A 22,118-nucleotide genomic window follows, 5' to 3' on the forward strand; every position below is an offset into this window, starting at 1 on the left:
CCAAGAGCACGCACTCCCGAAATCGGCCGCGGCGCTCTGAGCGCCGCGCCCGCGGCTTCGCGCGCGGGTCATTCCCCATGAAGGAGAGCATGCATGGCCTTTGGCCAGATCGATCCGGCGCGCTTGCAAGGAGACGCGCTTACAAGCTGGTATCTGCGCTCGCCCGCAGACATTGAAGAGGAAAGGAGGCAACGGGCTGAGCAGGCCTACAACGCCTTTTTCGGCCAGCTGGGCGATACACCGTCCGACGCCGAGTTCGTTGGCAGCCAACGGGAGCAAGAACCGTCCAACAACTCGGCGACGACCGGGAAACAGGTCGGAGACAATCGCTGGAGCGTTGAATTAGCGCCGGGTGGCGCACATCAAAACGTGGGCAGCAATTCAGATGGCAGCTTCCAACTGGCCGCCTCTTCGCCTCCTTGGGCGGGGCCGATCTGTGAGGCATGCCACGGAAGCAATATTCGGCCGCCGCCGCCAGCTCTGTTCACGCCTCGCGGCAGCAATGGCGAACAATTTCCGCCTTCCCAAGGAGGTTCAGGTTCATCGGGAGACCACCCGAAGCAGTGCGCCATGCAATACGAGAACGATTCGGCCATCTGCAGGTGGGGTGTGCCCGGGAAAGACGCGCGGCGTCGATGTTGGGAGAGCGCAGCTGAGCGCGAAGCCCATTGCATCAAGTCCGAAGGGCAGGTGGGATATCCGGACCTAATCACGTGGTAAGGTAAGGACGGCGATGCAGCCGATCGCTGAAATCGATTTCGATTTGGCCAATTCCGCCGAGAAGATGGGGGCTCGCCTCTATGCGCCGGAGCGGCAGGAGGAGGACTGGGCCTGCACCTTCGAGATTGATGCGCCGATCGACATTCGGCGCACGATCTACGGCGTCTCTAGCATGCAAGCGTTGGTACTGGGGTTAAAAACTCTAGCTGCCTACCTCTACGGCTCAGCCGCGTATCGAGATAAGGAGATCGGCATCGGCGGCGAGTTCGGCGCCAATTTGTATATTCCGGCGCCGTCGGAGTTCCTGAATGAAGCTCCATTCCCGTTCTAGCGCGCCGACCTAAAGCGTTTGCGGCCAAGCCGTTGAGCCATCTCGCCTTCGGTCGAGACTACGAATCTGAGGGTCGGACGTTCGAATCGTTCCGGGTGCGCCAGTCTTCCCGAAATCTGAAGAAACAAGACTCAAGGCCGCATAGCGACGCTGCCATCGTCCCTCTCATAGACGCAGGGTTGCCTCACAACCATTCCGGGCGCGCTAAGGGGTCTTCTCGTGTACGAAAGGAGAGGGACGTTCGGAGGGGCGGATGGAGGCAGTAGCGCCGACGAACATAGAGGAACTGAAGGCGGCCCTAGAGGCGGCCGTCCAACAGCGTGCGCTGTTACAAGCTGACTTGGAACAGGCAAGACAGGTGAGCGCACCTTTCGACGGTATGGGTGAGATCATTGGCCTTCCCGTCGAAATCACCAGCGCGAGGCAGGCGGCCCGAAGGCTACCAGGCGAAATAACCGAGGCGACCAAACGTATAGACGAACTTGGTAGGCGCCTCGCGGACCTATTGCTCGATGAGGTGAAGACGGACCGCGAGGGTAGAGATTTTTGGTTCCGGCCCTTAATGCTCAGCCTGCAGATTGGTAACGGAGCGGCGTTCGTCGCCATCGTCACCGGCCTTCTCCACGCGGAGATTGCCCTGGTCCAGACGCTGGCCGCGCTGGTTTGGGCGCCGGCTATGTACTTCGGAATAGGCGTCGCGGCGGCGGGCTTGCTCCGCTCTTGATGGCAGGCCGCCGGGCCTTCGCGGCAGTGATATGGCTCAGCAAACTGATGTATCTGACGGTGCTGCTGCTCGCGACAGCCTCAGCTCTTCTGTTTGGTGCCGGGATCGGCTCTACGATCGTCGAGATCAACCAGTTAAGGCAGCCAATGCTTGAGGCGGCTCTGCACACCGCTCGGGCCAAGCAAGTGCAGACCATGAAGGCCGAAGTCATGGCTCGGTCAGCAATCCAAAAGTAATTCGATGGCGACAGGCTAACGTCGGGACAAATTTAAGAGCGGCTTGCGCTCTGCATCCAAGGCGAACACCCGGTCGGCGCGGGCCGGCATTTCGTCCAGGATCCAGCGGGTCAGGCGCTCGTAGTGGGCGACGAACCGGGCGATCTGGGCCTCGTCCATGCCGCCGCCGGTGCGGGCCCTGAGCTTGGCCTCCTGTTCGGCTCGCCAACCCGCCACCACCTCGAAGCTCGGCGCGGCCAGCAGGGCCAGGACGTCATGCCGGTCGAACAGCGACGGGTAGGCCGTCGCCAGCGCGGTGTTGACGAAGCGCCGCCAGCGGCCGTCGGCGTCCTCGCGGGCCTCCAGCGCGTTGACCGGCGCGCGCAGGGCCTCGCGCGGCTGGGCTCGCGCGCCGACGCACCAGCCCTCGAACAGGATCACGTCGGCCGGTCCCTGGAAGGCGGGCCGCGCCAGTGGCGGCGCCGGATTGTCGGCCGCCTTGTCGAAGCGAGGCAGGGCGATGCGGCGCTCGCGGGCCAGCGCGTTCAGGGTCTGCAAGCCCAGCTCGACGTCGTGGGTGCCGGGGGGGCCGCGGGTGATCAACAGCGGATGGACCTCGCGCGCCAGCCGCTCACGGGCGGCGTGCGGCAGGTAGAGGTCGTCCAGCGACAGGACGGCGGTCGCTAGGCCCCGCGCCTCGAGCATCCGCGCGGTCGCCGCCGCGACGGTCGACTTCCCGGAGCCCTGGGCGCCACAGAGCGCGACGATGGCGGTCGCCCCCTTGGCGGTATGGGCCTGCGCCGCAAGCTCGGCGAGCGGCGCGCAGGTTAGATCCAGCGTCGCGCGGAAGGCCTCGGGCAGGCCCTCCGCCGCCAGGAAATCGTCCAGCCAGGCTTCGTCCATCAGCCCTCGAGAGGGGCGCGCGCTCAGCCCCCGTTATAGCCGCCGATGATCGGCAGGATCTCGCCGGTGATGTAACTCGACGTCTGGGGCGAGGCCAGGAACACATAGGCCGGCGCGATTTCCTCGGGTTGGGCAGGCCGCTTCATCGGCGTCCTGGCCCCGAACTGGGCGACCTGATCGGCCTGCTTGTCGGCGGGGTTGAGCGGCGTCCAGACCGGCCCCGGCGCGACGGCGTTGACCCGGATGCCTTTCTTCAGCAGCGCCGTGCCCAGCGAGCGGGTGAAGGCGTGGATGCCGCCCTTGGTCATCGAATAGTCGAGCAGTTCCTTGTTGCCCTGCAGCCCGGTGACCGAGCCGGTCATGACGATGGCCGACCCCGGCTTCAGATGGGGAACCGCCGCCTTGGCCATGTGGAAGTAGCCGTAGAGGTTGGTCTTCAGGGTGCGGTCGAAGTGTTCCTCGGTCAGGTCCTCGAAGTCGGTGACATGCTCCTGGAAGGCGGCGTTGTTGACCAGGATGTCGAGCTTGCCGAGCTGCGCCACCGTGCGGTCCACGGCGGATCGGGCGAACTTCGGATCGGCCACGTCGCCGGACAGCAGGATGGCGCGGCGGCCCTCCGTCTCCACGGCCTGCTTGGTCAGCTCGGCGTCGTCGTGGCTGTCGAGGTAGGCAATGGCCACGTCGGCGCCCTCGCGGGCGAACAGCACCGCCACGGCCCGACCGATGCCTGAGTCGGCGCCGGTGATCAGCGCCACCTTGTCGGCCAGCTTTCCAGAGCCCTTGTAGTAGGGCGCGTCCCACATGGGTTTCAGTTCGAGGTCGGCTTCGCGCCCGGGCTTGTCCAGATGCTGCTTGGGGAAGGGCGGCATCGGGTAGGTCCGCGCACCGGTCTGGGGCGGCGCCTCATCCTCGGCCTCCGGCGCGAAGGATCGCTGTTCCTTGGCGTCGATGCCCTTCTGGATATTGCGCTCGTCCTGCGCGATGCGACCGGCATCCTCGCGGAAGCCGTCCTGGGGTTGGTCGTTGCTCATGGTGGGGACCCTCTGGCTGCCTGAGCGGGCAACCGCGACGGCGGCGCTAGGTTCCCGCCGATCAGGCGATGGCCTCGGCGTAGACCGAAAGCGCATTGCGCAGGTCGGCCATCAGATCCTGCGGGTCTTCCAGCCCGATGTGCAGCCGGATCAGCGGGCCGCCGTAGTCGCGCCTGATCTTGCGGGTCTTGAGCTGCGGGTCGCAGTGGATGGCCAGGCTCTCGAACCCGCCCCAGGAGAAGCCCAGGCCGAACAGGGTCAGGGCATCCAGGAACGCCTCCACCGCCTTCACTGGGCCCGGCGTCAGGACGAAGGCGAAGAGGCCGCAGGCGCCGGTGTAGTCCCGCGCCCACAGCGCGTGGTCCGGCGCGCCGGGCAGGGCGGGGTGGATCACCGAGACCACCTCCGGCTGGGCCGCCAGCCAGCGGGCCACGGCCAGGCCGCTCTCGCCCTGCCGCGCCATGCGCACCGGCAGGGTCCTCAAGCCGCGCAGCATCACATAGGCGTCCTCGGGCGAGACGCTCCAGCCCATCTGCACGACGCCCTCGTTCAGGGCCCGGACCAGGCCCGGGTCGCGCGCCGCCACCGAGCCCATGAACACGTCCGAATGGCCGCCCACATATTTGGTCAGCGCCTGGATCGACAGGTCGACGCCGTGGTCCAGCGGCTTGTAGATCAGGCCCGCGCCCCAGGTGTTGTCCAGCGCGGTCAATATGCCCCGGTCGCGGGCCAGGGCCGCCACATGGGCCACGTCCTGCATCTCGAAGGACAGCGATCCCGGCGACTCCATCAAGATCACGCGCACCCGGTCCGAGGCCTTGGCCAGCAGGGTCTCGGGGGCCGTGCGCGGGTCGAAGTAGCTCGCCTTCACCCCGAAGCGCTTCAGCATGTGGTCGCAGAACCGGCGGGTGGGCTTGTAGATGGTGTCGCTGACCAGCACCTCGTCGCCGGTCTCCAGCACGGCCAGCAGCGCGCCGGTGAGCGCCCCCAGCCCCGACGGGTAGAGGGCGACGCCGACCGCCCCTTCCAGCACCGCCAGCGCCTCGCGCAGCGCCTCGTGGGCGGCCAGGCCCTGGCGGCCGTAGGTGACGTAGGTCTCGTCGTCGTAGAGCGCGGCTGCATCGGGCAGCAGCACGGTCGAGCCCTTCTGGATGGGCGGCCCTACGGTCTTGGCCAGCGCCTTGGACGAATTGCCGGCGCGGATCAGGCGGGTTTCGTCGGCCATGGAGCCACTTAGGCTTGGGCGGCGCGGGCTTTCAAGGCGTCAGGCTCAGCCGCATGGCGCAGCGGCTGGCGAGCCCTCGCGCATCCTCGTCCGCCAACTCCTCGCGCAGCCGCTCGCCGAGCGTGCCGGCGCCCAGCTCCACGAAGCCCTGCCGGGCGTACCAGGGCGCGTTCCACGCCAGGTCCTGGAAGGTGGTCAGGGTGACGGCCGTGCGGCCGCGGCGCCGGGCCTCCTTCGCAACCGCCTTGATCAGCGCTCGCCCGACGCCCTGGCTCTGCTTGTGGCGCAAGACGGCTAGCTCCTTCAGGTGCAAGGCGTCGGGATGGAGCTCGCAGGCCGCGAAGCCCACCGGATCGCCGTCCGCGTCGGCCATCAGCACCAGCCCCTCGGCCGCCATGGCCGCATAGACCTTCGCCGGCGGGGCGGGGTGTTCGGTGACATAGGCGTGGGCCGAGCCCTTGAACCGGGCCGCCGCCGAATCCTCGATCTTGCGGATCAGCTCCGCCTCGTCGGGGCGGGCCAGGCGAATGCGCAATTTCATCGCCCTGCGACGACCGCGGTGTCGGTCCGGCCGGCCCACTCGGTCCAGGATCCGTCATAGACCGCCACGTCCTCGCGGCCGAGCCGGGCGAGCGCCAGGGCGAGGACCGCCGCCGTCACGCCAGAGCCGCAGCTCGTCACGATCGGCCGGGAAAGATCCGCGCCGGCCGTCTCGAACGCGCGACGAAGCTCAGCGGCCGGCTTCAGCGTACCCTGAGGCCCTACAACCTCGCCGAACGGCAGGTTCAGCGCGCCGGGCATATGGCCGCTGCGCAGGCCCGCGCGGGGCTCCGGCGCCTCGCCGCGGAAGCGCTCGCCGGATCGCGCGTCGATCAACTGGGCGTCGCGCTCGGACAGTAGCTGGCGCACCGCCTCGATGTCGCGCACCAGCTCGGGGTCGTAGACCGAAGGCAGGGTCGTCGGCTCTGGGGTCGGGCGGTCGGTCTCGATCGGCCGGCCTTCGGCCCGCCACTTGGGGAAGCCGCCGTCCAGCACCTGGACGCGTGGGAAGCCCATGACCCGCAGGGTCCACCAGACCCGCGCCGCGGAGCGGATGCCGAGGCTGTCGTAGACCACCACCTGGGCGTCCCGGCTCAGGCCCAGCGCCCCGGCCTCACGCGCGAAGTCTTGCGGGGTCGGCAGCATGTGCGGCAGGTCGCTCGTGCGGTCCGCGACCGCGTCTATATCGAAGAACAACGCGCCGGGGATGTGCGCCTGGTCGTACTCCCCGCGGCCCGAACGGTTCTCGCCGGCCATGAACCAGCTGGCGTCGATCACCTGCACGTCGGGCTCGCCCAGGTGCTCGCCGAGCCAGACGGTGGAGACCATGGGGTCGTTCTTGGGGGGACCGCTCATTGCGGCATCCATGAGGGGGCCGGCAGCCCCTTTTCCCGCAGAAAGGCGGGATTGTAGATCTTCGACTGGTAGCGCTGTCCGTGGTCGGCGAGCACCGTGACGATGGTGTGGCCGGGCCCCATGTCCTGGGCCATGCGAATGGCGCCGGCGACATTGATGCCCGTCGAGCCGCCCATGACCAACCCCTCGTGCTCCACCAGGTCGAAGATCGCCAGCAGCATGTCTTCGTCGGAGATCCGGTAGGGCCGGTCGATGGTCAGGCCCTCGATGTTGGCGGTGATCCGCGCCTGGCCGATGCCTTCGGAGATCGAGGCGCCCTCGGCCTTCAGTTCGCCCTCGGCATAGTAGCTGTAGAGGGAGGCGCCGTGCGGGTCGGCGAGGCCGATCTGGATGCCCGGCTTGCGGTCGCGCAGCGCCTGGGCGACGCCGGCCAGCGTGCCGCCCGAGCCGATGGCGCAGATGAAGCCGTCGATCCTGCCTTCCGTCTGGGCCCAGATCTCAGGCCCCGTGCCCTGCACGTGGGCTTCGCGGTTGGCTATGTTGTCGAACTGGTTGGCCCAGACCGCGCCGTTCAGCTCTTTCGCATCAAGTTCTTGCGCCAAGCGGCGGGAAACATGCTGATAATTCATCTCGTTGGAATAGGGGACCGCGTCCACCTCCACCAGCTCCGCGCCATAGAGGCGGATGGCGTCCTTCTTCTCCTGGCTCTGGGTGCGCGGGATGACGATGGTCGAGGGATAGCCCAACGCCTTGCCGACCATGGCCAGGCCGATCCCGGTGTTGCCCGCCGTGCCCTCGACGATGCGTCCGCCGGGCCGCAGGGCGCCGCGCCGCTCGGCGTCGCGGATGATGTAGAGCGCGGCGCGGTCCTTCACCGACTGGCCGGGGTTCATGAATTCCGCCTTGCCCAGGATTTCGCAGCCGGTCAGCTCGCTGGCCCGGCGCAGGCGGATGAGGGGCGTGTTTCCGATCGCGTTGAGCAGGCTGGCGGCGATGTCCATGGTCGCTACTTAAGTCGCAGACGCCCAGGAGAACAGGGCCCACGCTGGACGATTTCACCGCCGCCGATCACGCCCCGACCGTCGGGTAGGGTAAATCGCCGACCCGCGGCCTAGCTTGCCCTTCACCGCAACAGGAGGCGCCGATGTTTCCCCGTGCTTTGACGATCGCCGTGACCGCCTTGCTTGACGGCGACGCGCTGGCCCTGATGGGGGAGGCGCCAAGGCGGCAAGCCAGCCGCTAAGCTTCAGCCATGGCGGATCGGAACCCTCGCGGACGTCCGAAATACGGTGACGTGCTGACGCCCGCCGAATGGCGCGCGGTCGAGGCCGTGCGCCATGGCCTGACCAACCCGCAGATCGCCCGGCGTCAGGGCGTCAGCCTGGATGCGGTGAAGTATCACGTGAGCAATGCGCTCCTGAAGCTCGGCCTTTCCGGCCGCGCGGAGCTCAAGCGCTGGGACGGCGTGCGCCGCGACAGCGTCCTGCAGCGGAAGGATCCCCCGATGGCCGATCCCGCCCCCGACCCCACCCCCCTGGGCCCGCTCGCCCAGATCGCCCGCCATGTCGCCGACCTCGAGGCGACCAAGGCCTGGTACCGCGACGTCCTTGGGCTCGAGCTGCTCTATGCCTTCCCGGGCATGGCCTTCTTCCGGCTGGGCGAGACGCGGCTCTACCTGCAACAGGCCGAGAAGGCCTCGTCCGAATCCATCCTCTATTTCCGGGTCGACGACATCCGCGCCGCGCATCGCCAGCTCGAGGGCCGCGGCGTCGGCTTCATCAATGCCCCGCACATGCTCTACCGCCACCCCGACGGCACGGAAGAGTGGATGGCGGAATTCCGCGACAACGAGGGCCAGCCCATGGCGCTCATGTGCCAGGCGCGTGCGCCCGTGGAGGTCTAGGCCTTGACGAGCGTCAGCTGCGCCACGCCGGTCCGCTCGGTGCGGAAGCCGGCCTCGCAATAGGCCAGGTAGAAACGCCACAGCCGGTGGAACCGCTCGTCGAAGCCGAGCTTGCGGATGTCGTCCCACGCCGCCTCGAACCGCCTCGCCCATTCGGCCAGAGTGTCGGCGTAGTGTTGCGGGAATCGGCTGATCTCGGCCCAGGCCAGGCCCGCGCGCGCCGTCTCGGTCTTCAGCCGCGCCTCCGAGGGCAGCATGCCGCCGGGGAAGATGTGCTTCTGGATGAAGTCCGGCCGCCGCCGATAGTGGTCGAACAGCTCGTCGCGGATGGTGATGATCTGCAGGCCGGCCCGGCCGCCGGGCTTCAGCGACTGGGCGATCTTGCCGAAATAGGTCGGCCAGTAGCGCTCGCCCACCGCCTCGAACATCTCGATCGAGGCCACCCGATCGAACCGGCCTTCGACGTCGCGGTAGTCGACCATGCGGATGTCGGCCCGCTCGGCCAGGCCCTGCTCGAACATCCGCCGCTTGGCGAAATCGTACTGCTCCTGGGAGATGGTGATGCCGGTAACCCGCGCGCCCACCTCCGCGGCCGCATATTCCGCGAAGCCGCCCCAGCCGCAGCCGATCTCCAGCACGTGGTGGTCGCTGGTCAGCCCCATCCCCTGCGCAAGGGTGCGGTACTTATGGGTCTGGGCCGCCGCCAGGTCCTGGCCGCGCCGCTGATAGCGGGCCGAGGAGTAGGTCATGGTGGCGTCCAGCCAGCGGGAATAGAAGGCGTTCCCCAGGTCGTAGTGGGCGTGGATGTTGCGCCGCGAGCCCGCCTTGGTGTTGGCCCGTAGCAGGTGGCGCACGCGGTTCACCATGCGCGCCGCGGGATTGCGCTTCAGCATCCGTTGCAGGCGGTCGACGTTGAGGGTCAGCACCTCCAGCACCGCCGACAGGTCGGGCGTGTCCCACTCGCCGGCCATGTAGCCCTCGGCGAACCCGATGTCGCCGGAGCCCAGCACCCGGCGCATGAAGCGGAAATCGTGGATGATCACTCGCGCCGAGGGGCCGGGTCGCTCACCCACCAGCCGCAACTCGCCGCCCGAAGGCGTCACGAAGGCCAGCGACCCCGCCAGCCAGTTGCGCGCCATGAGCCGCAGCGCCCAGCGGAAGGCGCGCGGCGCGCCGGTCAGTTCCGGCAGGCTGCGGAAGGCCTTCGGATCTATGGCCAGAGCCCGAAGCGACGGATCCTGAGCCAGGGTCATTGACGCCTCCCTTGTCCCCGAGACGCATCTTGCGGGCCTCAGTTGGCCCCCGAGATCGTCATTTCGCAAGCCATACGTGCGTTCCGCGCGGCCTTCGCGCTTGTGAACCCGGCCCGCGCGGGCCACTTAGCGGCGGACTGGAATCGCCTGCGGAGCCCCCATGGCCGTGCTGAAGCTGGATCGCTGGAACCTCGCCATCGGCGACGGCCAGCCGCTGATGGTGATCGCCGGCCTCAACGTACTGGAGGACGTGGATCTCGCCCTGGAGGTCGGTCGGCATCTGAAGGCGGTCTGCGCCGATCTGGGCCTGCCCTATGTGTTCAAGGCGAGCTTCGACAAGGCCAACCGCTCCTCGATCTACAGCTACCGCGGACCGGGTCTCGAGGCGGGGCTGCAGATGCTTGCCGAGGTGAAGGCCCAGCTCGCCGTGCCGATCGCCACCGACCTGCACGAGGTCGTCCAGGCCGAACCGGTGGCCGCTGTCGCCGACCTTGTCCAGATCCCCGCCTTCCTCTGCCGCCAGACCGACCTGGTCATCGCCGCGGCCCGCGCCACGGAAGCGGCGGGCGGCCTGCTGCACGTCAAGAAAGGCCAGTTCCTGGCGCCCTGGGACTGCCGAAACATCGTCGACAAGATCAATGAGGCGGTCAGCCGGCCGCTGACCGTGCTGTGCGAGCGCGGCGCGTCCTTCGGCTACAACAACCTGGTGGTCGACATGCTGGCCATCGAGGAGATGAAGCAGCTCGGCGTTCCGGTGACCATCGACGCGACCCATGCGGTCCAGCTGCCGGGCGCGGACCCGAAGTCCAACAGCACGACGACCGGCGGGCGGCGCAGCGGCGTACCGATCATCGCCAAGGCCGCGGTGGCCGCCGGCGCCGACGGCGTCTTCCTGGAGTTCCATCCGGAGCCGGAGAAGGCGCGCTGCGATGGGCCGAGCTGCCTGCCGCTCGCTGAGGCCAAGGCCCTTCTGACGACCCTCAAGGCGCTGCACGGCGTCGTGGCTTCGGCTTGACCGCGGCCTTGACCCTTCCTCCGCAGCGCCGCACACCCTGACCCCCATGGACCTGTCCGCCCTTCAGCACCTGCTCAGCCAGTCGGCCGGCCGGCGGGTCGTGTGCGTGGGCGACCTGATGGTCGACCGCTTTGTCTATGGCGAGGTGACGCGCCTGTCGCCCGAGGCGCCGATCCCGGTGCTGGCCCGCAGCCGCGAACTGGTCATGCTGGGGGCGGCCGGCAACGTCGCGCGCAATGTGGCCGCGCTGGGCGGCGACGTGGCGCTGGTGGGTGTGATCGGCGGCGACGCCGAGGGCCACGAAGCCAGCCGTCTGGTGGGCGAGGAACCCCGCGTCGAGGGCTATCTGATCAACGACCCCGAGCGGCCGACCACGCTCAAGACCCGCTTCGTGTCCGGCAACCAGCAGCTCCTGCGCGTCGACATGGAGGCGTCGCGCCCGGTCAGCCCCGCGGTCGAGCAGCGGCTGGTGCGCACCATCAAGGACGCCGTGGACGGCGCCGGCGTCATCCTGATCTCCGACTACGGCAAGGGCGTCGTCACCGACGCGGTGATCGCTGCCTGCCTGCAGGCCGCCAAGGCCGCCGGCGGTCAGGTGGTGGTGGATTCCAAGGCCCGCTCGTTCGCCCGCTATGGCGCCGTCGACATCATCAAGCCCAACGCCCTCGAACTGGCCCACGCCACGGACCTGCCCACCGACACCGACGCCCAGATCGAAACCGCGCTCGCCCACGCGCTCGGCCTGTGGGAGGCCAAGGCGATCCTCGTCACGCGGGCCTCCAAGGGCATATCGCTGGCCGTGCGCGGCGAGGCGGTGCGGCACTTCCCGACGGTCCCGCGCGAGGTGTTCGACGCCTCCGGCGCCGGCGACACGACCCTGGCGGCGCTGGGCCTGGCGCTCGCGTCCGAGGCCTCCATCGAGGCGGCCATCGCCTTCGCCCAGCTGGCTTCCGGCGTGGCGGTCGGCAAGGCCGGCACCTCCATGGTCTCGCCCGAGGAGCTGGTGGAGGCGACGATCTCGGCGCACATGGCGCCGGCCGAGGCCAAGGTCGCGACCGCGCAGCGCATGGCCGAGGAGGTCGCCCGCTGGCGCGCGCGAGGCCTGCGCGTCGGCTTCACCAACGGCTGCTTCGACATCCTGCACAAGGGTCACGTGGCCTATCTCGCCCAGGCCCGGGCCTGGTGCGACCGGCTGATCGTCGGCCTGAACTCCGACGACAGCGTCCGCGCGCTGAAAGGCGAGGGCCGGCCGATCAACGACCTGGAGAGCCGCGCCCTGGTGCTCGCGGGCCTGGGATCGGTGGACCTGGTGGCGCCCTTCGACGAGCCAACGCCTCTGAAGCTGATTGAGGCCGCGCGGCCGGACGTGCTGATCAAGGGCGCGGACTACACCGAGGACGAGGTGGTGGGCGGAGACCTGGTCAAGAGCTGGGGCGGCGAGGTGCGGCTGGCCGAGATCGTCGAGGGCTATTCCACCACCGCCGCGATCGCGCGCATGAGCCGGAAAGCCGAGGCATGACACGACGGATCGCCTTCATCACCGGCGGCGCGGGCTTCATCGGCTCCAACATCGCCGCCAGGCTCGCCGAGGACCGTTCGCTGGACGTGGTGGTCTGCGACCGGCTGCACGACGTCGACCTGGGCAAGTGGCGCAATATCGCCAAGCATCCGATCGGGGACTTCGTCGCGCCGGACGACATGTTCGACTGGCTGGAGAAGCGCTGGCGCGACGTGGAGATCGTCATCCACATGGGCGCGGTGTCGTCCACCACCGAGCCGAACGCCGACAAGATCGTCCACACCAACTTCACCCTCAGCCGCGACCTGTTCCGCTGGTGCGCCGACCGCCAGCGGCGCTTCGTCTATGCGTCCTCGGCGGCCACCTATGGCGCGGGCGAGCACGGTTTCGTCGACGACAACGACTATGAGGCGCTGGCCGCGCTGCGGCCGCTCAACACCTACGGCTGGTCCAAGGCCCTGTTCGACCTGTTCGCCGTGCGCCAGGCCCTGCGCGACTACGCGCCGCCGCAGTGGGTCGGGCTGAAGTTCTTCAACGTCTATGGCCCCAACGAGGAGCACAAGAGCTCCATGAAGTCGGTGGCCGCCCAGATCTGGCCGCATGTGCAGGCCGGCCAGGGGATCCAGCTCTTCAAGAGCTACCGCAAGGACGTGCCGGACGGCGGCCAGAAGCGCGACTTCGTCTATGTCCGCGACGCCGCCGACGTCGCCCAATGGCTGCTTGAGACACCGCAGGTGAACGGCATCTACAACCTGGGCTCGGGGACCGCGCGGACCTTCGAGGACATGGCCCGCGCCGTGTTCCAGGCGGCCGGCAAGGAGGCGAAGATCGACTACACGCCCATGCCGCCGGCCATCCGCGACAAATACCAATACTTCACCGAGGCGAAGATGGATCGGCTGAAGGCCGCCGGCTATCCCAAGCCGCTGACGCCGCTGGAGGAGGGGATCGGGGACTACGTCGCCCACTACCTCGCCCAGCCGGACCCGTACCGGTAGGCCTATGTCGGAGCCCGCGCCGCGCCGCCGTCGCTGGCTGGCGGTGACCCTGGTGGGATTGATCCTCGTCCTGGGGGGCGCCGTCGGATTCTTCTGGGACGACCTGCAGCGCAACGCCCTCGATCCCAAGCTTCCGTTCCAGACCTACCGGCCGCCCAAGGCGCCCGACTACGCCCAGCGCAGCGCCTGGTATCTGATGCCCACCGATCCCAGCGCCGTGGGCCCCGGCGCGCCGCCCGCCGACATCTTCTTCCTCTCGCCAACCACCTACGACGGCGGGGAGCAGTGGAACGCCCCGATCGACGACCGCAAGGGCGGCAAGCAGTTCCAGCGCGCCATGGCGCCCAACTATGCCGGCCCCTTCGTGCGCGTTGGACGGATCTTCGCGCCGCGCTATCGTCAGGCCAGCCTCTACACCCAGATGACGTTGCGCGAAGACGCCCGCGAGGCGCGTCAGTTCGCCTATGGCGATGTGGACCAGGCGTTCCGCTTCTACCTCGACCATTACAACAAGGGCCGGCCGTTCGTGCTGGTGGGCGTGGAGCAGGGCGGGACGCTGGCCGAGCGGCTGCTGGCCGACGAGGTGGCGGCCAGGCCCGAGATCCGCGCGCGGCTGGCGGCGGCCTATCTGATCGAGGCCGTGGCGCCGGCCGACGCCGCGCCTATCGCGCCCTGCACGGCGAAGGCCCAGCCCGGCTGCCTCGCCGCCTGGATCACCGACCTCGACGGCGACCCGTCGCTCGGCCAGTCGCCGCTGGCCCGCGCCGTGGTCTGGAACGCCCACGGCGAACTCGAAACCCTGAACGGCCGTCCGGCGCTGTGCTTCAACCCGATCCTCGGCGAGACCAGCAATGCCCCCGCGCCGGCCCGGCTGAACCTCGGCGCGGCCAACGCCACCGGCCTGGAATGGGACGCCCGCCCCGCCTTCCTGGCCCGCCAGGTGGGGGCGCAGTGCCGGGGCGGCGTGCTTGAGATCACCCCGCCGAAATCGGGCGCCTTCCAGCGCACCGGCTCCTGGACCGACCGGCGCAAGGTCCCGCCGTTCAACCTGTTCTATGCCGACCTCGAGGCCGACGCCCTGTCCCGCGTCGCCACCTTGACCCATCGCTGAGGCCGTGCGCTCGCTGCCGGCCTGAGACCGGGGAGCCGCCAGATGCCAGACGCCAATCGCCAGATCGTCCTCGACCAGATCCCTCAGGGCAAGCTCGGGCCCGAGCACTTCAAGCTGGTCGAGACCGCCCGGCCGGAGGCCGCTGAGGGAGAAGTGCTGGTCCGCACCCGCTACATCTCCCTCGACGCCGCCAACCGCGCCTGGATGCAAGGCGCGACCTACCGCTCAGCCCTGACCTCGGGCCAGGTGATGGCCGGCGGGGCCCTCTCGGAGGTGGTGACCTCCCACGATCCCTCGCTGAAGCCCGGCGACCTCGTCTGGGGCGACACCGGCTGGCAGGACTACGCGACCGCGCCCGCCAAGCGGCTCACCAAGCTGCCGGCCATGGAGCCGGTCACCCACCTGCTCAGCGTCTACGGCGTGGCCGGCCTGACGGCCTATTTCGGCCTGCTGGAGTGCGGCAAGCCCAAGGCCGGCGAGACCGTGGTGGTCTCCGCCGCCGCCGGGTCGGTCGGCTCGCTGGTCGGCCAGATCGCCAAGATCAAGGGCTGCCGCGTGGTGGGCATCGCCGGCGGCGAGGAAAAAGGCCGATGGCTGGTGGACGAGCTGGGCTTCGACGCCGCCGCCGATTACAAGGCCGGCAATCTGCGGGCCCAGCTCAAGGAAAATGCGCCGGGCGGCATCGACGTCTATTTCGACAACGTCGGCGGCGACATCTTCGAGACCTGCCTGTTCGCCATGAACAACTTCGGCCGCATCGCCTGCTGCGGGGCGCTATCGCAATACGACGGCGCGCCGCCGGCCCACGGACCGCGCGGCGTGCCTGGCCTGATCGTCACCAAGCGCCTGACGCTGCGGGGGTTCGTCATGTACGATTTTGACGACCGGCGGGACGAGGCGCTGAAGGACCTGCAGACCTGGGTGGCCGAGGGCAAGCTGAAGGTCCAGGAGGACATCCTGGACGGCCTCGAAAACACCCCGGCCGCCCTCATCGGCCTGCTCGCCGGCGAGAACCGCGGCAAGCGGATGGTGAAGGTCTAGCCGGCGTCCTTCAGGGCCATGCCGGCCTTCCAGTCGAACAGCTCCTGCAGCACCTGCAGCGCCTTGCCGCGCGGCGAGGTCAGCTCGGGATCGCGGTTGATAATCAGGCGCGCGTCGTCGCCGGCCGCGGCGATCAGGTCGCGGTGTGCGAACGGGTCGGCGAAGACGTAGTCCGGGAAGCCCGACTGCCGCAGCCCCAGCGCGTCACCGCCGCCGCGCAGCTCCAGGTCTCGCTCGGCGATCAGGAATCCGTCGTCGGTCCGCCGCAGGATATCCAGCCGCCGCTGGGCGGTCTCCGATAGCGGCGGATCGTAGAGCAGGACACAGGCGCTTTCCTGCCGCCCACGACCGACCCGGCCCCGGAGTTGGTGCAGCTGCGCCAGGCCGAAGCGCTCGGCCTGTTCGATGACCATGATGGTGGCGTTCGGCACATTGACGCCCACCTCGACGACCGTCGTGGCGACCAGCACCGAGAGCCTGCCCTCGGCGAACTCGGCCATCACCGCGTCCTTGGCCGCGGCGGGCAGCTTGCCGTGGATCAGCCCGACGCTGGGGCCGATGCGCTCGGTGAGGTCGGCGGCGCGACGCTCGGCGGCCGCCAGGTCGCTGACCTCGCTCTCGGAGACCAGGGGGCAGATCCAGAAGGCCTGCGCGCCAGCCGCCGTGACAGTCCGCAGCCGGGCCTCCACCTCGCCGATCCGGCCCATGGGCACGGCGCGGGTCGCGACCGGGGTCCGGCCCGGCGGCTTCTCGTCGATCCGCGACACGTCGAGGTCGCCATAGACGGTCAGCTCCAGGGTCCTGGGGATCGGCGTCGCCGACATGGCGATCAGGTGCACGGCCTGGCCCTTGGCCTGCAGCCGCTGGCGCTCGGCCACGCCAAAGCGGTGCTGCTCGTCGATCACCGCCAGCTGGAGCTTCTGGAACCCCACGTCGTCCTGGAAGAGCGCGTGGGTGCCGACCGCCACCTTTGCCTCGCCGGTCGCAAGGCGCGTGAGCTTTTCGGCCCGCGGCTTGCCCTTGTCGCGGCCGGTCAGCAGCACGACGCCGATGCCGTGCGCCTCCAGCGGCCCGGCCAGCGTCTCGAAATGCTGCCGCGCCAGGATCTCGGTCGGCGCCATCAGCGCGCTCTGGCCGCCCGCCGCGGCCACATCGGCCATGGCGCACATGGCCACCACCGTCTTGCCCGAGCCCACGTCGCCCTGGATCAGCCGGCTCATCCGCTCGCCGGACGCCAGGTCCGAGCGGATCTCCGCCAGCGACCGGGTCTGGGCCCCGGTGAAGGCGAAGGGCAGGTCGGCGCGGACCTTCTCGGCGATGGCGCTGGCGGCGATCCGCGCCGCCGGCTCGCGCCGGCGCTCGGCCTTGCGCTGCGCCATCGCGAGCTGGTGGGCCAGCAGTTCGTCATAGGCCAGCCGCCGATAGTGCGGCGTCAGCGGCGACAGGTCCGCCTCGCTCTGCGGCTCATGCAAGCGCTCCAGCGCCTCGCGCCAGGCCGGGAAATGCTCGCGCGCCTTCCACGCCGGGTCCTGCCATTCGGGCAGCGCCGGAGCTCGCTCCAGCGCTTCCAGCACGAAGTTGCGCACCCGGCGCGCCGGCAGGCCCTCGGTGGCCGGATAGATCGGCTCCAGCTCGGGGATCTCGGCCGCCTTGGCCGGGTCGAGCAGGTAGTCGGGATGCACCATCTGGCGGCCGAACTTGTCGTCGCCGACCTTGCCCGACACGATCCGCCGGGCGCCGGCCGGGTGGCGGCTTTCCAGCTGGTCGGCGAAGCGGCCGAAGAACACCAGGGTCATGAAGCCCGTCGGGTCCGACACCCGCACCCGCCACGGCTGCGAGGCTGCGCGGGGCCGCTGGTGCTCCTCGATCACCACCTCGAAGGTCATGATCTCGCCGTCGCGCGCCGCCGACAGCACCGCCGGCGTCCGCCGGACCAGCGTGTGGGGTTTCAGGAACAGGACGTCGCGCACCAGGCGCCCGGCCAGCCGCTCGAGCAGCGGCGCCAGCCGCGACCCCACGCCCTTCAGCGAGGTCACGGGCGCGAAGAGCGGGAATAGAATCTCCGGCCGCATGGGTGGAGGATAGCAGTCCAGACGATGGCCGCGGCAGCGCCGTTCGAAACGCCGTCGGCCTAGGGGCGAGGCCGCGCCAGCCGCCAGCCGCCAACGAGCATCGCCGCGCCCCAAGCCAGGAAGGCGTAGTCCCAAGCCGATGCGCCGAGCGCTTCCACCACATGGTGCACGCCCAGCAGCTGGTGGTCGATCGACCCCTCGACCAGGTTGAACAGGCCCCAGCCGATCAGCAGGCCGCCGATCAGGTGGCGGACCGCGAAGTCCACGTCGCCTCGCCGGGCGGCGCGCCACAGCAGGGCGACGCCGAGCAGGGTGATCAGCCACATGGCCGCATGAAACAGGCCGTCCCAGACCATGTTGGTCTTGGCGCTGACCAGGTCGGTCACCGGCAGCCAGCCCGACAGCATGTTGTGCAGTTGCAGGATCTGATGGAATGCGATGCCATCGAAGAAGCCGCCCAGGCCGATGCCGAGGGTCAGTGCGGCGGCCACGGCCGGGCGGGACGTGAGGGGGCGGGTCATGCGTCCCGCGCGCTTCGCCGCGCCGGTCCGCCGGCGGCGAACAGGATCATCGCCAGCAACAGGGGGATGGGCGCTGCGACCGCGGCGGCGTTGCGGACCAGATCGGCGTGCAACAGCTGATGGCGCACCGCCGCGGCGCCCGGCGAATGGCACAGCGTGCAGGCCGTGGCCGGCGCGGCGGCCATCAGGGCGGCCAGGGCTAGAACAAGCGTGGCCGTCTTCATGACGGTTGCGGAACGTGCCGTGGGCGGGCCTGTTCCGGGATTGACGGGATTGGGGCGCCGCGCGAACCCACGACTGGCGCCCGCGCCCGGCGCGCTCTATATCCGCCGCTCCTCTATGACGACTGATCGCGACGCCCGGCTGAAGATGCTGAGGTTCCGGGCCTGGCGCCGGGGCTTCAGGGAAGCGGACCTCATTCTGGGGCCGTTCGCGGATAAGCACGTCTCCGGCATGACCCCGGCCGAGCTCGATGAGTTCGAGGCCATCCTCGAAGTCCCCGACCAGGACCTCTACGCCTGGATCGTCGGGCGCGAGGAGCCGTCGCCGCAATTCGCCGGCCCGTTGATGGATCGGATCAAGGCCTTCCGCTTTGAGGTCCACGACGTGCGCGGAGACGACCATGGCGGATGACGCCTCGCGGCCGGCAGCCGCGGCCAGCCTGCGCCGCGTGGCCGACGATCCCGGCCGGCTCGACCTGGTGGGCGCGCCGGAAGGCTTCGACGCCCTGGTGATGGCCGACATCGTCCGGGCCCGCAAAGGGCTGTCGGTCTTCGTGGCCCGCGACGGCGCGCGCCTGTCGGCCTTCGCCGACGCCTTCTGCTTCTTCGCGCCCCAGGTCGAGGTGCTGCGCTTCCCGTCCTGGGACTGCCTGCCCTACGACCGCGTGGGCCCCTCGGCCGGCATCGCCGCCGAGCGGATGGCGACGCTGTCGAGACTGGCCGCCGAGGGGGCGGAGAAGACGCCGCGGCTGCTGATCACCGCGGTCCCCTCGCTGCTGCAGCGCGTGCCGCCGCGCAGCGCAGTCAGGCGCGCCTCCTATTCCGCGCGCGCGGGCAACGTCGTCGAGATCGCCGATCTGGAGACCTATTTCGCGGTCAACGGCTATCAGCGCGCCTCCACGGTCTCCGAGCGCGGCGAATTCGCCATCCGCGGCGGGGTGATCGACGTCTTCCCGCCCAATGCCGAGGAGCCGGTCCGCCTCGACCTGTTCGGGGACACCCTGGAATCCATCCGCGCCTTCGATCCCGAGACCCAGCGCTCCACCAAGCAGCTGAAGGAGGTCAGCCTCCTGCCGGTCAGCGAGGCCTTGCTGGACAAGGATGCGGTGTCGCGCTTCCGCACCGGCTACCTGGAGGCGTTCGGGGCGGCCGGCGACGATCCGCTCTACGCCACGGTCTCCGAAGGCGGCCGCCGCGCCGGCATGGAGCATTGGCTGCCGCTCTTCTATTCGAAGATGGAGAGCCTCTTCGACTACCTGCCGGCGGACAGCCTCGTGGCCCTCGACCACCTGGCCCAGGGCGCCCGCGACGAGCGGCTGGCGATGCTGCGCGACGCCTACGAGGCCCGCGCCCAGACCGACCGGCGCACCCAATACCACCCGCTGGAGCCGACCCGTCTCTACCTCGACGAGGACGAGTGGGCCGATCAGTTGAAGACCCGCGCCAACCGCCGCTTCTCGGCCTTCCAGGAGGCGGAGGGCGACCTCGTGGTCGACATGGGCGCGCGCCAGGGCCGCAATTTCGCCCCCGAGCGCCAGCGCGACAGCGTCAACCTGTTCGAGGCCACCGCCGACCACGCCCGTAAGCTGGCCGCAGAGGGAAAACGGGTGCTGTTCGCCTCCTGGTCGGACGGCTCCTCGGACCGGCTGGGCGTCATGCTCGCCGACCACGGGCTGAGGAATGTGCCGCTCGCCGCCTATTGGGACGCGGCGAAGGCCGCCGATCCCAAGACGCCGCAGCGGGTGGTGCTGCCGCTTGAACAGGGCTTCGAGACCGACAACCTGGCGGTGATCTCCGAGACCGACATCCTCGGCGACCGGCTGGCGCGGCCCAGGCGCCGCCGCCGCGCCACCAACTTCCTCGCCGAAGCCTCGGCGCTGACGCCCGGCGACCTGGTGGTGCACATCGATCACGGCATCGGCCGCTACGAGGGCCTGAAGACCCTGGAGGTGCAGGGCGCGCCGCACGATTGCCTGGAGCTGCAGTACGGCGGCGAGTCCAAGCTCTACCTGCCGGTCGAGAACATCGACCTGCTGACCCGCTACGGCGCCGACAGCGAAGGCGTGGTGCTCGACCGTCTGGGCGGCGCGGCCTGGCAGGCCCGCAAGGCCCGCGCCAAGGAGCGGCTGCGCGAAATGGCCGAGGGCCTGATCCGCATCGCCGCCGAGCGGGCCACCAAACACACCGAGGCGATGGACCCGCCGCACGGCGTCTTCGACGAGTTCTGCGCCCGCTTCCCCTACGAGGAGACCGACGACCAGCTCGTGGCCATCGGCGACGTGCTGGAGGACCTCGGCGCCGGCAAGCCCATGGACCGGTTGATCTGCGGCGACGTCGGCTTTGGCAAGACCGAGGTCGCGCTGCGCGCCGCCTTCGTGGTGGCCATGGGCGGCAAGCAGGTGGCGGTCGTCGCGCCGACCACCTTGCTGGCCCGCCAGCACTACAAGACCTTCACCGAGCGCTTCGAGGGGTGGCCGGTGAAGGTGCGTCGGCTATCCCGGCTCGTTCCTGCCAAGGAGGCCGCCGAGACCCGCGAGGGTCTGGCCAGGGGCGAGGTGGAGATCGTCATCGGCACCCATGCCATCCTCGGCAAGCAGGTGTCGTTCAAGAACCTCGGCCTGGTGATCGTCGACGAGGAGCAGCACTTCGGGGTCAAGCACAAGGAGAAGCTCAAGGAGCTGCGCGCCGACGTGCACGTCCTCACCCTGACCGCCACGCCGATCCCGCGCACCCTGCAGATGTCGCTGTCCGGCATCCGGGAGATGTCGATCATCGCCACCCCGCCGGTCGACCGCCTGGCCGTCAGGACCTACATCACGCCGTGGGACCCGGTCGTCGTGCGCGAGGCGCTGCTGCGCGAGAAGTACCGCGGCGGCCAGGCCTATTACGTGGCGCCGCGCATCAACGACCTGCCCGAACTGGAGCGGTTCCTGCGCGAACAGGTCCCGGAGGTGAAATTCGTGGTCGGCCACGGCCAGATGGCGCCGACCCAGCTGGAAGACGTCATGGGCGCCTTCTACGAGGGCGAGTACGACGTGCTGCTCTCGACCACCATCGTGGAGAGCGGTCTCGATATCCCGACCGCCAATACCCTGATTATCCACCGCGCCGACATGTTTGGCCTCTCGCAACTCTATCAGCTGCGCGGGCGGGTGGGTCGCGCCAAGGCCCGCGCCTTCGCCTATCTCACCACCCCGGCTGAGAAGTCGATCACGCTCTCGGCCGAGAAGCGGCTGAAGGTGCTGCAGTCGCTGGACAGCCTCGGCGCGGGCTTCCAGCTGGCCAGCCACGACCTCGACATCCGCGGCGGCGGCAACTTGCTGGGCGAGGAACAGTCCGGCCACATCCGCGAGATCGGCGTCGAACTCTATCAGCAGATGCTGGAAGACGCGGTGAACGAGCTGAAGGAGCGGGCCGGGGCGGAGGGGCTCGTCCACGACCGGGGCTGGTCGCCGCAGATCAACACCGGCGCGGCCGTGCTGATCCCCGAGGACTACGTCCGCGACCTCAATGTTCGCCTGTCGCTCTATCGCCGCCTGTCGGATGCCGAAAAGGCAGCTGACCGCGAGGCCCTGGCCGCCGAGCTCATCGACCGCTTTGGCCCCCTGCCGCCCGAGGCCGGACAGTTGCTCAAGGTGGTGGCCATCAAGGGCCTCTGCCGCGAGGCCAATGTCGCCAAGATCGACGTGGGTCCGAAGGGGGCGGTCGTCTCGTTCCGCGACGAGAGCTTCAAGAATCCGGCCGGTCTCATTCAATTCGTGCAGAAAAACCAGGTCGCCTGGCGTATCCGGCCGGACAACAAGGTGGTCGTGAAGGGCGAGTGGGAAACGCCCGAGCAGCGGCTGGGCGCCGCCGAACGGGTGCTCACCGAACTGGCCAGGCTCGCGGCTTGAGGGCGCTCGGCCGCGGGGAAACAGGGG

General features: G+C 69.3%; 22 protein-coding genes. 12 read left to right on the forward strand and 10 right to left on the reverse strand.

What is annotated here, in order from left to right:
* The first annotated feature begins 93 nt into the window (after positions 1-93).
* From VGT80_RS07625 to VGT80_RS07640, 4 genes are all read left to right on the forward strand, one after another.
* Entirely contained in the window at positions 94-720 is a 627-nt protein-coding gene (locus tag VGT80_RS07625) for a hypothetical protein (RefSeq protein ID WP_327454432.1), read from the forward strand.
* Positions 721-733: 13 nt separating this feature from the next.
* Complete coding sequence (locus VGT80_RS07630; RefSeq protein ID WP_327454434.1) at positions 734-1,051, forward strand: DUF6968 family protein; 318 nt, start codon at positions 734-736, stop codon at positions 1,049-1,051.
* Between the two features lie 253 nt (positions 1,052-1,304).
* Positions 1,305-1,775, forward strand: a complete 471-nt coding sequence (locus VGT80_RS07635) for a hypothetical protein (RefSeq protein WP_327454436.1) — start codon at positions 1,305-1,307, stop codon at positions 1,773-1,775.
* A gap of 47 nt (positions 1,776-1,822) precedes the next feature.
* Complete coding sequence (locus VGT80_RS07640) at positions 1,823-2,011, forward strand: hypothetical protein (protein WP_327454438.1); 189 nt, start codon at positions 1,823-1,825, stop codon at positions 2,009-2,011.
* 15 nt (positions 2,012-2,026) lie between these two features.
* Here VGT80_RS07640 and VGT80_RS07645 read toward each other — a convergent pair whose 3' ends face one another.
* The 6 genes from VGT80_RS07645 to VGT80_RS07670 form a co-directional block, all read right to left on the reverse strand.
* Positions 2,027-2,893, reverse strand: a complete 867-nt coding sequence (locus VGT80_RS07645) for a kinase (RefSeq protein WP_327454440.1) — start codon at positions 2,891-2,893, stop codon at positions 2,027-2,029.
* A gap of 23 nt (positions 2,894-2,916) precedes the next feature.
* A complete protein-coding gene (locus tag VGT80_RS07650) occupies positions 2,917-3,924 on the reverse strand; it encodes an SDR family oxidoreductase (protein ID WP_327454442.1) in 1,008 nt (335 codons plus the stop codon).
* A gap of 61 nt (positions 3,925-3,985) precedes the next feature.
* Complete coding sequence (gene metC, locus VGT80_RS07655; protein WP_327454444.1) at positions 3,986-5,149, reverse strand: cystathionine beta-lyase; 1,164 nt, start codon at positions 5,147-5,149, stop codon at positions 3,986-3,988.
* Between the two features lie 31 nt (positions 5,150-5,180).
* Positions 5,181-5,684, reverse strand: coding sequence for a GNAT family N-acetyltransferase (locus VGT80_RS07660; protein WP_327454446.1), 504 nt, complete (start codon positions 5,682-5,684; stop codon positions 5,181-5,183).
* 2 nt (positions 5,685-5,686) lie between these two features.
* Positions 5,687-6,544, reverse strand: a complete 858-nt coding sequence (sseA, locus tag VGT80_RS07665) for a 3-mercaptopyruvate sulfurtransferase (RefSeq protein ID WP_327454448.1) — start codon at positions 6,542-6,544, stop codon at positions 5,687-5,689.
* Complete coding sequence (locus VGT80_RS07670; protein WP_327454450.1) at positions 6,541-7,545, reverse strand: cysteine synthase A; 1,005 nt, start codon at positions 7,543-7,545, stop codon at positions 6,541-6,543. The genes sseA and VGT80_RS07670 overlap by 4 nt, the downstream gene beginning before the upstream one ends.
* Positions 7,546-7,796: 251 nt before the next feature.
* On the opposite strand from VGT80_RS07670, the gene VGT80_RS07675 reads away from it, so the two are divergent.
* On the forward strand, positions 7,797-8,447 hold the full coding sequence (locus tag VGT80_RS07675) for a VOC family protein (RefSeq protein WP_327454452.1): 651 nt from the start codon (positions 7,797-7,799) through the stop codon (positions 8,445-8,447).
* Here VGT80_RS07675 and VGT80_RS07680 read toward each other — a convergent pair.
* A complete protein-coding gene (locus tag VGT80_RS07680) occupies positions 8,444-9,700 on the reverse strand; it encodes a cyclopropane-fatty-acyl-phospholipid synthase family protein (protein ID WP_327454454.1) in 1,257 nt (418 codons plus the stop codon). The genes VGT80_RS07675 and VGT80_RS07680 overlap by 4 nt on opposite strands.
* 160 nt (positions 9,701-9,860) lie before the next feature.
* Here VGT80_RS07680 and kdsA point away from each other — a divergent pair, with 160 nt between their 5' ends.
* From kdsA to VGT80_RS07705, 5 genes are read left to right on the forward strand one after another with little or no spacing between them, the layout of a single operon-like run.
* Complete coding sequence (kdsA, locus tag VGT80_RS07685; RefSeq protein ID WP_327454455.1) at positions 9,861-10,715, forward strand: 3-deoxy-8-phosphooctulonate synthase; 855 nt, start codon at positions 9,861-9,863, stop codon at positions 10,713-10,715.
* A gap of 46 nt (positions 10,716-10,761) precedes the next feature.
* Positions 10,762-12,234, forward strand: coding sequence for a D-glycero-beta-D-manno-heptose 1-phosphate adenylyltransferase (rfaE2, locus tag VGT80_RS07690; protein WP_327454457.1), 1,473 nt, complete (start codon positions 10,762-10,764; stop codon positions 12,232-12,234).
* On the forward strand, positions 12,231-13,232 hold the full coding sequence (gene rfaD, locus VGT80_RS07695) for an ADP-glyceromanno-heptose 6-epimerase (protein WP_327454459.1): 1,002 nt from the start codon (positions 12,231-12,233) through the stop codon (positions 13,230-13,232). The genes rfaE2 and rfaD overlap by 4 nt, the downstream gene beginning before the upstream one ends.
* Positions 13,233-13,236: 4 nt before the next feature.
* Positions 13,237-14,343: a DUF3089 domain-containing protein gene (locus tag VGT80_RS07700; RefSeq protein WP_327454461.1), complete on the forward strand. Its 1,107-nt coding sequence runs from the start codon at positions 13,237-13,239 to the stop codon at positions 14,341-14,343.
* A 42-nt stretch (positions 14,344-14,385) separates the two neighbouring features.
* Complete coding sequence (locus VGT80_RS07705) at positions 14,386-15,384, forward strand: NADP-dependent oxidoreductase (RefSeq protein ID WP_327454463.1); 999 nt, start codon at positions 14,386-14,388, stop codon at positions 15,382-15,384.
* On the opposite strand, the gene recG is transcribed toward VGT80_RS07705, so the two are convergent.
* The 3 genes from recG to VGT80_RS07720 are packed head-to-tail and all read right to left on the reverse strand — an operon-like array spanning position 15,381 to position 18,201.
* Complete coding sequence (gene recG, locus VGT80_RS07710; protein WP_327454465.1) at positions 15,381-17,456, reverse strand: ATP-dependent DNA helicase RecG; 2,076 nt, start codon at positions 17,454-17,456, stop codon at positions 15,381-15,383. The genes VGT80_RS07705 and recG overlap by 4 nt on opposite strands.
* A 59-nt stretch (positions 17,457-17,515) precedes the next feature.
* Positions 17,516-17,977 carry a DUF2243 domain-containing protein gene (locus VGT80_RS07715; RefSeq protein ID WP_327454467.1) on the reverse strand — a complete coding sequence of 154 codons (462 nt, stop codon included), beginning with the start codon at positions 17,975-17,977 and terminating at the stop codon, positions 17,516-17,518.
* A complete protein-coding gene (locus VGT80_RS07720) occupies positions 17,974-18,201 on the reverse strand; it encodes a hypothetical protein (RefSeq protein ID WP_327454469.1) in 228 nt (75 codons plus the stop codon). Before VGT80_RS07720 ends, VGT80_RS07715 begins: the two co-directional genes overlap by 4 nt.
* Here VGT80_RS07720 and VGT80_RS07725 point away from each other — a divergent pair.
* Together VGT80_RS07725 and mfd are read left to right on the forward strand one after the other, a co-directional pair.
* Complete coding sequence (locus VGT80_RS07725; RefSeq protein ID WP_327454471.1) at positions 18,188-18,610, forward strand: succinate dehydrogenase assembly factor 2; 423 nt, start codon at positions 18,188-18,190, stop codon at positions 18,608-18,610. The two genes, VGT80_RS07720 and VGT80_RS07725, sit on opposite strands and share 14 nt — an antisense overlap.
* Positions 18,600-22,091, forward strand: coding sequence for a transcription-repair coupling factor (mfd, locus tag VGT80_RS07730; RefSeq protein ID WP_327454473.1), 3,492 nt, complete (start codon positions 18,600-18,602; stop codon positions 22,089-22,091). Before VGT80_RS07725 ends, mfd begins: the two co-directional genes overlap by 11 nt.
* Positions 22,092-22,118 lie beyond the last annotated feature (27 nt).

It is taken from the genome of Phenylobacterium sp. (assembly GCF_035944335.1).
Taxonomy (GTDB): domain Bacteria; phylum Pseudomonadota; class Alphaproteobacteria; order Caulobacterales; family Caulobacteraceae; genus Phenylobacterium.